Annotated in this window: 11 protein-coding genes and 1 rRNA gene; 4 read left to right on the forward strand and 8 right to left on the reverse strand. The window is 46.8% G+C overall.

Annotated elements, in window-relative coordinates:
* The 3 genes from D328_RS0127955 to D328_RS0127965 all read right to left on the reverse strand — a co-directional run.
* Positions 1-210: ribosomal RNA gene (locus D328_RS0127955) — 16S ribosomal RNA — on the reverse strand; the annotation flags it as partial.
* 311 nt (positions 211-521) lie between these two features.
* Positions 522-746 carry a hypothetical protein gene (locus tag D328_RS0127960; protein WP_018888315.1) on the reverse strand — a complete coding sequence of 75 codons (225 nt, stop codon included), beginning with the start codon at positions 744-746 and terminating at the stop codon, positions 522-524.
* A 360-nt stretch (positions 747-1106) separates the two neighbouring features.
* On the reverse strand, positions 1107-1721 hold the full coding sequence (locus D328_RS0127965; protein ID WP_018888316.1) for a stage II sporulation protein M: 615 nt from the start codon (positions 1719-1721) through the stop codon (positions 1107-1109).
* Between the two features lie 101 nt (positions 1722-1822).
* Between D328_RS0127965 and pdaB the strand changes: the two genes are divergently transcribed.
* Positions 1823-2611, forward strand: a complete 789-nt coding sequence (pdaB, locus tag D328_RS0127970; protein ID WP_018888317.1) for a polysaccharide deacetylase family sporulation protein PdaB — start codon at positions 1823-1825, stop codon at positions 2609-2611.
* A 190-nt stretch (positions 2612-2801) separates the two neighbouring features.
* Positions 2802-3533, forward strand: a complete 732-nt coding sequence (gene gerD / locus D328_RS0127975) for a spore germination lipoprotein GerD (protein WP_018888318.1) — start codon at positions 2802-2804, stop codon at positions 3531-3533.
* Between the two features lie 78 nt (positions 3534-3611).
* Here gerD and D328_RS0127980 read toward each other — a convergent pair whose 3' ends face one another.
* The 4 genes from D328_RS0127980 to D328_RS0127995 all read right to left on the reverse strand — a co-directional run bounded on the left by D328_RS0127980 (position 3612) and on the right by D328_RS0127995 (position 7767).
* Complete coding sequence (locus tag D328_RS0127980; RefSeq protein WP_025679952.1) at positions 3612-4715, reverse strand: P-loop NTPase; 1104 nt, start codon at positions 4713-4715, stop codon at positions 3612-3614.
* 73 nt (positions 4716-4788) lie between these two features.
* Positions 4789-5550, reverse strand: a complete 762-nt coding sequence (gene cwlD, locus D328_RS0127985) for an N-acetylmuramoyl-L-alanine amidase CwlD (protein ID WP_018888320.1) — start codon at positions 5548-5550, stop codon at positions 4789-4791.
* Positions 5551-5776: 226 nt separating this feature from the next.
* On the reverse strand, positions 5777-6946 hold the full coding sequence (gene sat, locus D328_RS0127990) for a sulfate adenylyltransferase (RefSeq protein ID WP_018888321.1): 1170 nt from the start codon (positions 6944-6946) through the stop codon (positions 5777-5779).
* A 128-nt stretch (positions 6947-7074) separates the two neighbouring features.
* The gene (locus D328_RS0127995; RefSeq protein WP_018888322.1) at positions 7075-7767 is read right to left on the reverse strand and encodes a phosphoadenylyl-sulfate reductase; all 693 of its coding nucleotides are present in this window, start codon (positions 7765-7767) and stop codon (positions 7075-7077) included.
* 271 nt (positions 7768-8038) lie between these two features.
* On the opposite strand from D328_RS0127995, the gene D328_RS0128000 reads away from it, so the two are divergent.
* Positions 8039-9754, forward strand: coding sequence for an NAD-dependent malic enzyme (locus D328_RS0128000; protein WP_018888323.1), 1716 nt, complete (start codon positions 8039-8041; stop codon positions 9752-9754).
* Positions 9755-10050: 296 nt separating this feature from the next.
* Here the strand turns inward: D328_RS0128000 and D328_RS29900 are convergent, their stop codons facing one another.
* On the reverse strand, positions 10051-10353 hold the full coding sequence (locus D328_RS29900) for a hypothetical protein (RefSeq protein WP_018888324.1): 303 nt from the start codon (positions 10351-10353) through the stop codon (positions 10051-10053).
* Between the two features lie 337 nt (positions 10354-10690).
* Here D328_RS29900 and D328_RS0128010 point away from each other — a divergent pair, with 337 nt between their 5' ends.
* Complete coding sequence (locus tag D328_RS0128010) at positions 10691-12649, forward strand: copper amine oxidase N-terminal domain-containing protein (protein ID WP_018888325.1); 1959 nt, start codon at positions 10691-10693, stop codon at positions 12647-12649.
* Positions 12650-12982: the final 333 nt, after the last annotated feature.

Genomic DNA, 12982 nt, shown 5'->3' on the forward strand with positions numbered 1-12982 from the left:
CCTCACTTCTCCATGCGAAGAAGTGAATTATCTGGTATTAGCTACCGTTTCCGGTAGTTATCCCAGTCCAAAGGGCAGGTTGCCTACGTGTTACTCACCCGTCCGCCGCTAACTCTCAGGAGAGCAAGCTCTCCATCAAGTCCGCTCGACTTGCATGTATTAGGCACGCCGCCAGCGTTCGTCCTGAGCCAGGATCAAACTCTCCAATAAAGTTATTGAAAAGAGCGATAGCTCATTTTGAATCTGACGAGATTTAATATCTCATTGTTTGAATTCCACTTGCGTGAAATTCGCTCACTCGTTGTTCAGTTTTCAAAGATCAACTTCATTCATTTGTTTCTTTTCTTGCGTTACCACCGCATCTCAGCGGCGACTTTTATAATATATCACACTCAATTTCATTTGGCAAGACTTTTTTTTGCGTTTTACTTAGTCGACGTTTCTCTTAAGTCCTGCTCTTCGAAACGAGCGAAATTTAATTTATCACATTAAGACTGACGAAGTCAATACATTTTTGGATTTTATGAATAAGGGAGCTTCATCTTGCGAGCATACTTGGACAATTGCTTGGGTGGCGCAAAACGCGCATACATACGAAATACCGTTTTATACCGCAGAGCAATGGCATTGCGAATATCCTGATCAAGCCTTTTGTCCCCCATCTCCATTAGCATTTCGTCTAACTCACGTCGTAGTACATAATCCAGTTCCTTGCACTCTTTTTCATTGAAAAGCATACCCATCATCAGAACCAGACCCCTTAGCAAATAGTAGTATTAAGGCAAGACTCATCCCACACACGCCCCATGCCATAACCAGAGAATAATCCACTTGTCTCAGACTAGCGCCTTCAACAGATGAATTGAGTAGAACAAGCTACCGCGTGTATGGAATGCCCATGTTAACTCGTTGTTGCATGCACTAGTTCATTCTGTATCGTTGTCCCATGCTTTATACATTCATTAAACAAATCTAGCGAAGTTGAGACTCAGAGCATGAAGGTTATTCATATCCTTTGATAGGCTTGTCCAGGCAGCTCAAAGATGATCAGCAGTAACCGAATCCCGGCAATCCACCTTACCTTTGGCACACCCCCGTCCGTCTACTTATCCCCCTAGCAAGCTGTAAGTTACTGTACTCTCAATGACTGCTGCTATGAACAGCAGAACGACCACCCACAAGGACATATTCCCTGTCTCACGCATAAATGTGGGCCAGTCCCTTCTCGTACTTCGCTCCCCGCTGATCGCCCCTGTAATGGATGACCATACCATCCCTCCGAATCTCAGGCCATACGCACAGGCAATGACAAGTACCGGTAGTTCGATGATGCCATGTGGCAATAAACCTTTAACGATAAGGTCATATAAACTGACTGTTCCACTGGCCGCCACCATATGTACAAGAAAACCGATAACCATTCCGTTAATCGTAATAAACAATAATGGAAAGATGCCAAAGGCCGCCCCTAGAAAAATAACAAGTACGCATTTAATTGCATTATTCAAAAATATAAAGACAAAGAAGCTGAGCTGTGCATTGTCCGATTGCTGCAGCCCTTGAGCCACCTCTCCAAGCTGATCCAGTTGATTCACTAGCAGGGACTGTATAGCCCCCGTGCTGAACCAACCTGCAGCCATACTGAGACCAAAAATAATTGTAGTAATCCAAATCAAGGCGCTCATGGAGCGCAAGATACCCAGAAATTTTTTCAAACCCATTGTCTGTCCTCCTATATTCTGGTGAAGTCATATTTTACTTGTTGCTGAAATAGGGATAAGTAAACAAGCTGAACAAGCATTGCGGGAAAGGGGAATCGATCATGAATTCGTTTTTTTATGTAATTAGCGGCAAGACCATTAAACGAGGTCTTATAGCAATAGCTGCAGCAATATTTGCGTTAGGCATTATTTATGTGGAGACCAGTGACATCAGTGTCTTCTCTGAAGAGGCACCCTCAGCTGTGTATAGCGTACCAAGCGACAAAAAGGTTATTGCACTGACCTTCGACATCAGTTGGGGTGAGAAGCGAGCAGCGCCTATTTTGCAGGTACTCAAGGACAAGAATGTACAAAAGGCGACATTCTTCCTTTCCTCCCCCTGGGGCAAGACCCATCCCGAGCTTGTAAATGAAATCAAGGACAGTGGCTTTGAAATCGGCAGCCATGGTCATAAGCACGAGAACTACACTAGCCTGAGTGACGAGGACATCCGCAAACAAATCACTACTGCTCATACTATGTTAACCGAATTAACAGGGAAAGAACCTAAATTAATACGCATGCCTAATGGAGATTTTGACAAACGCGTGCTACAAATCACATCCGATCTTGGCTATACCGCCATTCAATGGGATACTGACTCATTGGATTGGAAGAATCCAGGGACTCAGGCCATTATTGATCGGGTTGTAAGTAAAGCTCATCCGGGCGATATTGTCCTACTGCATGCGAGTGATTCTGTGACCCAGACGCATGAAGCATTGCCAGTGATTATAGATAAGCTACGAGAGCAGGGCTATGAGTTCGTCTCTGTATCCGAGTTACTGCAGCAAGGCACAGCCCAAGGCAAGGAAGTTCGTGACCAGGCCGCAACTTATACAAATCCCTAAATGATTTTGTAATAGCATAGAACAACAAATAAGCAGAAAGCATCGAGCAAAAGGCATCAAGCAAAAGGCATCAAGCAAAAACAAATGGATTCTGTATTGGAGCTAACAAATGTTGGCTCTTATTTGTGTTGATTATAATTCCGCCTTGTTCGTCGCATACTACCCACAGTAAAGACAAGGAGGCTACAGCATGAAAAGGCCGGATTATCGTTGGTTCAGCTTAATGCTTGTACTCGGCATCATCCTGAGCGGTTGCGGATCTGATCAAAATTATTCCTCTCCTCCTCAGAGCAGCTATAAGGAAACGAAGTCCATGGTCATTGACATTCTTAAAAGTGACGATGGCAAAAAAGCCGTAGAAGAGGCCCTTACTGGCCAATCCAGCTCTGAAAGTTCCTCTAGTGGTGGTGGCAGTGAGAACGAAGAAGGCGGAGAAGGCAAAGAGAAATCCTCCGGTGGCGGCATGAGTATGAAGATGCTTTTGCCCTCAAGAACGAATGATGACATTCGTATGGCTGTAAAGGATACGCTCACGTCTCCTGCTTACCAGAAGGAATTCGAGAAGATCATGACAGATCCGAAATTCGCTGGCGAATTTGCCAAGGTCATCACCGCTCAGAATAAGAAGCTACACATGGAGCTAATCAAGGACCCAGCTTATCAGAAGTCCATGGAAGACATGTTCAAGTCACCAGAGGTCTCACAAATGCTCTTGGAGATGACTAAATCACCGGAATATCGTAAGCAGACCATGTCCATTATGCAGGAGGCTATGCAAAATCCATTGTTCCGCTTGGAAGTGCTGAGCCTGCTCAAGACAGCTGTCAAAGAAGAACTCGAACCGAAGGAAGAAAAAAAGGGCGAATCCAAGTCCGGCGAAGAAGAAAAAGGTCAAGGTCAACAAGGCGGCGCTTCTCAGTAAACAAACAGCTACACTTCCAAAAAAAGCTGGCCTCGGCCAGCTTTTTCACATTAATATTTCCGTAGTATGTCCACCAACCTACGAATTCACCTTACGTGCCAAAAGTCCGCGTACCATCTCATCGTATATTTCTCCCTGAACGGTATCAGGCTTGTACACCGACGGGGAAAAATCAGGCTCTGAAGGATGATTATCCGGGGCACCCAATGGAATCTGTGCCAGTAGTGGTGCATGCACGGTGTCTGCCAGCATAGCCCCGCCCCCCTTACCAAACACATAGTCCTTCTCCCCATTGGATGCGATGTAATAAGACATATTCTCGACTACACCAAGAATCTCGTGCGATGTCTGAATAGCCATGGCTCCGGCCCTTGCTGCTACAAAGGCTGCTGTTGCATGAGGTGTGGTGACGATAATCTCTTTGCTGTGTGGAATCATCTGGTGTACATCTAGTGCTACATCTCCTGTTCCCGGTGGCAAATCAAGCAGTAGATAGTCTAGCTCGCCCCAGGCCACATCGCTAAAGAACTGTCTCAGCATTCTGCCCAGCATAGGCCCACGCCATACCACCGGATTATTCTCGCGTACGAAGAATCCCATAGACATGACCTTGACACCAAAGCGCTCGACAGGATGAATAACACCATCTACAACCTCAGGATACGTCTCGATCCCCATCATGTCTGGCACGCTAAATCCATAAATGTCCGCATCTATAACACCAACACGCTTACCTGCGCGAGCAAGAGCAACCGCAAGGTTAACCGTTACGGTAGACTTGCCGACACCACCTTTTCCACTGGCAATCGCGATAAATTCCACCCCTGATGCCTCATCCAGCAGCTCATGTCCTTCCATCCCCGCAGCGTGTCCCTTCGTTAGAACAGGGTCTTCTGCTGGGTCAGCTACTGTGGACTCGCCAATTGTAGAACGCTCATGCTCCGAGGCCTCGCGGAACCGAACATGGATATGAAGGTTCTCCGTTTCGTTCAAACGCCCTTGAATCTCCTGAAGAAGGCCTTCTTTCTCTTCCTCTGTCGCATCCATCAGCACCACGGTCAGTGAAATTCGATTTTCTCTTACGACAATATCACGTACAAAATCCAGGCTTGTTAAGCTCTTCCCGGTTCGGGGTTCAACTATTGGCTCCAGCTTCTGCAGAATCTCTTCTTTAGATTGCATCATGAAAGCACCTCTGCTTCATAGAATGGTATGTATGTCATACTGAGCTTCCATTATACCATTATCTCCTAGCCTATGACGAAGGATTCAGCTTTTCGCCAGACATGTAGCGGAGAATGCCTTTATAGAGAGCAGCTGACACCTTGCGCTGATAGGCTTCATCTGCCAGCAGTCTTGCTTCGGCAGGATTGGACAAGAAGCCGATTTCCACCAGTGCCGAGGGAACCTGCAGCTTCTGTAGCAAATACACTGTATTCACAGTCTTGGCCACCCGGTCCGTATTCTCCATGCTGCGTCTGATCTCATCCTGAATCAATTCAGCAACTGTCGCATTATCTGCATGATTAGGGTAGTAAAAGGTCTGAGCACCACTCCAACGACTGGAAGGCATACTATTCATGTGAATGCTGACGAACAAATCCGGACTCTGTTCCTCGATCATTCGGACTCGCTGCTTGAGATCCTCCGTCTTGCGTCTGGCATAGCCCCGTGTATCGGGGGAAGCCAGATCATGATCCCGTTCCCGTGTCAGGATTACCATAGCTCCCGCCTGCTGTAAATAATCACGTAGATAGAGAGCAATGGCGAGATTAAGATCCTTTTCGATGACCCCCTCCTTACTTACTGCACCACCATCTGGCCCGCCATGACCAGCATCCAGTACAATGACTTTTCCCGATAGTGGCAATCCCCATGAATTCCAGGTTCGCGATACAGGATTCTCATATAGCACAAGGGTGACCAGGAGTACCCCTAGCCCTAATAAGACCCCTATCCTCTTGACCGTGCTATAACGTATCCACATCATGGTGGTGCGATGACGATGCTTAGACATACAAGAAACCTCCTATCGGCGTACTTTCCAGGAAGATAGACCGGGTTCAAGGAAGGCTTTTCTTGTGATTGTAGAATGGCTCAGCCCCGCTGAGAATTCACACATTCTAGAATCGTCAAAAAACGCCTCCGTTCCCATACAGACTCTTATAATCTATATGGGACAAGGCGCTCAATTAGAACTTTTCAGGATTGATTGAAGGTTATTAGAAATGGTCAACGATCCATTAGGAATGAACCTGCTCGGACATCCCCTCAATCAGTATTTGTGCGACTTCAGGACGCGTGAACTCCGGCGGAGGGCATTTCCCTTCACGTAGTAATCCCCTCACCTTGGTACCCGATAACGTGAGATGGGATTCCTTGCCATGTGGACAAGTCTTGCTGGACGCCATGTTGCCGCAAGTCGTGCAGAAGAAGCTATGCTCAAAAAACAGCGGGGTTATTCCAAGCTCCTCAGCGGTAAAGTTACGGAATATCTCCTGAGCCTCATAGGTACCATAATAATCACCCACCCCGGCATGGTCACGACCAACAATGAAATGCGTGCAGCCATAATTTTTGCGGACCATTGCATGGAATATAGCTTCTCTTGGCCCCGCATAACGCATCGCAGCTGGAAATACTCCCAGAAATGTACGATCCGAAGGATAATAATGTTCCAGTAGCGTCAGATAGCTCTTCATGCGAACATCTGCCGGAACATCATCAGACTTCGTCTCACCAACAAGTGGATTCAGGAACAACGCATCGACAATCTCCATGGCGCTCTTCTGAATGTACTCATGAGCTCTGTGGACCGGATTACGCGTCTGGAATCCTACGACTGTCTTCCATCCCTGCTTGGCAAAATGCTCGCGCGTCTGAGCCGGATCGAAATAGAACTCGGCGAACCGCTTCGGCTGAGGACGATTTAATACCTGAATATGACCGCCTACATTCACAGGTGGACGCTCCAGCAGCTTCTGCACACCAGGATGCGCAGGGTCATCCGTCTTGAATACTTTGACCGCCTCTTCTCCACGATCCGGACGATACAGACTTGTAATCTCAATAACACCATAGACTACGTCATCCTCTGCTCCGATCAGAGCTGCCTTCTCCCCGACAGTAAGACTACTAGCTGTGTCCTCATCTACTGATAATGTAATCGGGATACTCCAGACGGTGCCATCATGCAGACGCATGGTCGACACAACGGACAAATAGTCTCTCTCATCCATAAACCCTGTCAATGGAGAAAATGCCCCAACCCCAATGAGATCTAAATCCGAAATTGCCCACGTATTGATACGAATGCTCTCCAAGCCAGAAGCGATCTGTAAAAGAGAAGTACGTTCCTCTCCTTCCACGATACGATTGATCAAGGTGCCGCCGTGCGGTGCTATGCCAGACATTTTCTCACTCCTTACGATAGTGGTTACTATAAGATAAATGAATGCCTTTCTTGCTAGGTGATGGCTAGGTGATAAAATGATGCGTCTGTTCGTATTCCGGCTAATGAGCTGTATTGATTTATAAGAGCTTATTTATGAAGTCCGCATTCTGTCTTATCATTACCAGACCAACGACCTGCACGCGGGTCTTCTCCTGCAGCCACCTGTCTGGTGCAATATTCACAACCAATGCTTGGATAATTGCGGTCATGCAGCGGATTATAGATAATTCCGTTGTCTCTGATGTACTGCCATACATCCTCTGAAGTCCAGTGAGCAATCGGGTTGAATTTTACAAGTCCGAATTTTTGATCATATTCGATTTTTTTGGCATTGGCACGTGTAGGCGCCTGATCTCTGCGAATCCCCGTAATCCAGGCCTCATACTGCGATAGGATTCTAGTAAGTGGCTCTACCTTGCGAATGTTGCAGCATGCGTTGGGGTCTGACTTCCACAGCTCTTCACCATGCTGCTGCGCCTGCTCCTCCGGTGTGATCTGCGGCGCTACCTTTACAAAGTCAATGCTGTAATGGTCTGCCAGTCGATCACGCGTATCATAGGTCTCCTGAAAATGAAAATTGGTATCCAGATAGAAAATGTCTGTGGATGGGCTTATCTTCTGAAGCATATCAACCAATACAACATCCTCTGCCCCAAAGCTGCAGGCAAATGTAATGTTAGGGAAGGTCTCCACAGCATACCGAATAATATCCTCTGGTGATGCATGCTCCAGCTCCACGGCTTTCACTTCAATCAAGCGTTCCTTTTCCAATAGGTTCATGATTCACATAGCTCCTTCATTCATTTTAGGCTGCTACACAATACCTACTAATCAAATATGAATTATTAAGTTAAGTATAATTCTTTTTGGTAAAAAGTCAACGCGTTTGCAGCAGTTTGCCCCACGAGCTGGATTGCCTTTTCTTTTATCATAAAGTCAAAGAAATTTAATTGGACCCACACGTCCCCTGCCCGTAAGATAAGAGAGGCGTGTATTCTGCGCAGCTTAGCAAAAAAATGTAATGAAAAATGAGAAAGAAGGTATTTAGGAAATGGAAGCATTTTATATTCGAGAAGACGGGTCTTTATGTACTTCACTAAAAGGAAAGGATGTACTGGCGAATCCGCTCCTCAACAAAGGGGTGGCTTTTACCTACGAGGAGCGCCAAAGGCTGGGATTGAACGGCATTTTGCCCCCAACCGTATTAACGCTGGAGGAACAGGTGGAGAGAGCCTATGAGCAATTCCTCGCCCAGCCAACCATGCTTCGCCGCAATGCATCCCTTAATGACCTGTACAATCGAAATGTAGTGCTTTACTATAGACTGCTCTCGGATCATTTGAGTGAAATGCTGCCTGTAGTCTATACCCCGACCGTAGGCCAGGCTATACAGGAATACAGTCATGAATATCATCGCCCAGGTGGTATATATCTCTCCATTGATGATCCGGAAGGCATTCAGCAAGCCTTTGCGAATACCGGTCTCACACAGGAGGATGTAGACCTTATTGTCGTTACGGATTCGGAAAGTATTCTCGGCATTGGTGACTGGGGAGTAGGCGGTATCAATATTGCGATTGGTAAGCTCGCTGTATACACGGCAGCGGCTGGCATTAATCCGGCCCGAGTGCTTCCAGTCGTATTGGACGTAGGTACTAATAATGAAAAGCTGCTGGAAGATCCCTTATACATAGGCAATCGTCATTACCGCATTCGTGGAGAGCAATATGAAGAGTTCATTGATCTGTTTGTCCAACATGCTCTAAGACAATTTCCTAAAGCTCTGCTCCATTGGGAGGATCTTGGCAATGTAAATGCACGCAACATTATTAACCGCTATGGCGAACAGATCCTGACCTTCAATGATGACATTCAGGGTACTGGAGCTGTAACGCTGGCCGCAATTATTTCCGCCCTGAAGATAAACGGTAGCTCACTGCGCGATCAACGTGTGGTCGTATTTGGTCCGGGGGCAGCGGGAATTGGGAATGCTGATCAAATCCGTGATGCCATGGTACGAGCTGGACTTACAAAGGAAGAAGCCTCCGCACGATTCTGGGCCATCGACTATCGCGGTCTCTTAACAGAAGGTATGGAGGACATCCTGGAATTCCAACAGCCTTATGTACGTCATGCAGAAGAGACAATGCACTGGCAGCGGGACTTGAATGGTGCAATCAGCTTACTTGAGGTAATCCGTCAGGTGAAGCCGACGATCCTAATCGGAACAAGTGGCGTAAGCGGAGCATTCACAGAAGAAATTATCAAGGAGATGGCCTGTCATGTGGAACGTCCCGTCATTATGCCGATGTCCAACCCTACTACTCTTGCTGAAGCTATGCCTGAGGATCTCATCCGCTGGACTAACGGTAAGGCACTTGTAGCGACAGGTAGTCCCTTTGAGCCCGTATCCTTCGAGGGAATTACATACGAAATTGGACAGTCCAATAACGCCTTTGTCTTTCCAGGTCTGGGCTTGGGCGCAATTGCAGTTCGAGCATCAATGATTACACCCAACATGTTCACAGCAGCTGCAGATGCCGTAGCCAAAAGCACTCGTCTAGACCGTCAGGGTGCATCTCTACTGCCTAGCATTGAGGAGCTAAAGAAGGTATCCTTCCAGGTTGCCATAGCAGTAGCTCAGGCGGCTATCGAGGATCATGTAGCTCGGGAGCAGCCTGAGGATCTTGCTACAGCTATCCGAAGTCTCGTATGGGAGCCACAATATAGACCTATTCACGCATCCGAGCCTGTGATGAGCTACTAATGAAGAAACAACAACGGTACTGATATCTATCTATAAGCACACCAGCATCCTCTTGTTGTCCATGATATTGATGGAATCCTCATAGCAACGACACAACACCAATAAGCAACAGATTGTCCCTCGGGAAGATCTGTTGCTTATTGGCGTTTATTTTCTTATTTGTTTATTTGACTAATGGACTATTTGGTTACTTGTTTGCTTGTTTAGCATATTGGCATTCTGAGAGACCGCTCTACTGGCATGGTGCCAATTGATAAATTGCATATGTCCGATTTTCATACTTGAGCTTAATCCAGTCACTGGGTTCCCGTGTCAGAAGGCGGAGCATTCGACGCTGAATCAGAGGATGGGTGTTCTTCCTGCTGAATCTGATGGTCTTCCTTTCTCATATACTGCGATTCAACATGCTTGCCATCTATATATGCCTCGGCGAGAATATAAGCAATAACTGAACCGGCTGCTGTTATAATACCCGTCACCCGAATTGCAATACTCTCCGAGTAGCCTAGAGCCGATAGAATGGAAGTAACCAAGCCAGCTAGCAGTGCCCAGAACTTACGGCTGGATAGCTTTCTCCGCCAATTCGTCCCTCGCTGCATGATCTCACCCCCTTTTTCATATGTCGATCTGTATGCCATTGCCCTTCGCAACCATCCCATGCTCAAGCTCAGATCTTCTCCGCTATTTCAATCCCCTTTAACTCAATATCTACTCTATCTCAAGTACCAAATCGATTACCTAATCTCAGCCTTCTTAGTCTGAGTGAGCTCTCCCCATCGCTCTGTCTCCTTCATTTTATGCTTGACGGTTAGCTCTGGCTTGGTCTGACACAATGCTCCATCTATTGAAGGAAAAATAAGGGCGCCTCCAGAATAATAATAAGACCTTGGATTCAGGTCAAAAGAATCAGATGTATTCACATAAAGGGGAGCACTTATGAAGAAGATTGTAACAACGGCTTTGGCAGCATCACTTTTAGTAGCGACATATTTACCTACGGCTAGCTATTCAGCGGTGGTAGCTCAATCTGCTGTGAATGATTCATGGAAGAGCGCCAAAATATCAGATGTCATTGATCGCAACAATTATTTGCTTGAGGATGGGTCGTTGTGGACTACCAGTGTCGATGGACCTGTATTAGAACACTTGGACCTTATCGGCATCACTGCGGGGAAGGGCTCCAGTCATTATGGTTGGACCAATGACGGGCACTCGGTATCCTGGAACACCGCAACCGGTCAAGCCAGTGTACCCACTCAATCGGCGAACATTAAGGAGATCTCAGGAGAAGGATTTGCCGTTAAAAAAGACGGGACGGTACTCGTAGGTGGCCGAATTGTGAATGGTCTATCAAACATTGTTGATGGCGACAAACGGGAAGAACAATTCACAGCAATTACTGATGCCGGCGATGTATGGTACTCGTCTGGTTATACTGGCTCCAAGCCTAGAATTGTCGGTCATGTAGATCATGCTGTTGATATCCAGATGAGCAGCGCCTATGCAGCTGTGCTACAGACGAATGGGCGCGTCGTTATGCTTGATCTTTTGACAGATGAGGCTCCGATTGAAGTGGGACAGGGCATCAGCTATATCATTTGGAAGAAAGGCACTCATACCCTCTTCACCATTCATCAAGACGGCTCCGTATGGAGCTATGATCGTATGCAGCGTTATAAGCCTACCCAACTGAGCGGAATTACGAATGCAGTAAAGCTCGTCGATTCCAAAAATGAGCTCTTTGTACAGCTGCGGGACGGTTCCTGGATTGGATATCAAAATGGGGTGTCTACGCCACTAACTATTCCTGTTCTAAGCAGTGTGTCCTTAATGAGTAGCGAGAGGAATGCAGCTGTCGGTGATACTATCCATCTACAGGTCAAGGAAATGTACTCGAATGGCTACCAGCTCGTCCGAGACCCCAATGCAGGAGAAATAACCGTCGATCAGACTGAGGTAGCTTCGCTTCAGGATCCAGGTACATTGAAGGTACGTGGCATAGGCTCTTCAACTGTGAATCTTAGCACTGGAGGCTTTAGCTCTGCTGTAGCACTATCCGTGACAACCGTTCAGCCATTGACTGGTGCAGCGATGCTAGAAGGCAAAGCATATCTGCCTCTACAACCTGTATTCAAGACATTAGGAGGCACAGTTGCGGTTGAGGGACAGAAGTTCACTGTGCGACTAGGTAAGGATGTCATTGTACTTCGTAAGGGCAGTACTACAGCATCACTTAATGGACAAACCATCACACTTAAAGGGGCAATACAGACTGCTAATGGGCAGACAGTGTTCCCTGCAAGTCTCCTTACGGATCTAAAGAAAGGTACAGCTCAATGGGACAATAAGCTTCAGCAGGCTATACTAGACATCGCAGGCTCCAAGTTAATTGTAGAGTCCTCTGCCACCGGGAAGATCAAGAAGTCCATCGCGCTCGGAAATCTGGTGAATCTTATTGGCAAAAGCTACTGGGTGAACAATTATTACAATGCCGGAGAGCGATTTGAAAAGGTGACCATTCAGGATATTGAGGTGAGCTCAGACGCTATGGGAGTGAAATCCTTCAGTGTTGTATTCAGAACGCCTAATGGTCAAGTGTATAGAACACCAGCTGATATTGGCGCTTCACGTATACCAGACATGCTGTCTGACTCAGATCAATTTCTGACCTACAATCCTTATGAGAAATATAACTGGTCTACCTCCGTCTGGAACAGTATCAAGCGTAACGAGGTAGGCTTTGGGATGAATACTACACAAGCTGAATTCGCCTGGGGAAGACCTACAGTCAAAAGCAAGGAATCTGGTGTGGAGATATGGGTCTATGGAGATCGATCCTTTTACTTCAAAGCACTGATCTTTGAGGGCGGAAAGATTACGGAGATCTTACTCTAAATATAAATTCGCTTTAGCTTAATCGTACGCAATGTAGCTTTACTTATAAGCCAACCAACTGGTTGGCTTTTATTTGTTGGCGTGCCCAGAGGCACGCATTATCTAGTTGGTGAAAGTCCAACCAAGGGAGGGGCCAAGCCACCCTTGTAGCTAGGATGCTTGCGCATGGTGAAATCTGTGTGTAAAAGCGCATCGACAAAAGTACCGGTCAGAGACCGGGCGAGCGACAACCCAGGCCGCAACATCAAGTGAATCCTGCCGCGTCGTCAAAAAGGACCTGCGAAGGGGAAAAGAGGGAGCCGAGTCTCGTGACAATGGACGAAGGCCAAGGAA

The sequence above is a fragment of the Paenibacillus massiliensis 2301065 = DSM 16942 genome (assembly GCF_000377505.1).
Classification (GTDB): domain Bacteria; phylum Bacillota; class Bacilli; order Paenibacillales; family Paenibacillaceae; genus Paenibacillus; species Paenibacillus massiliensis.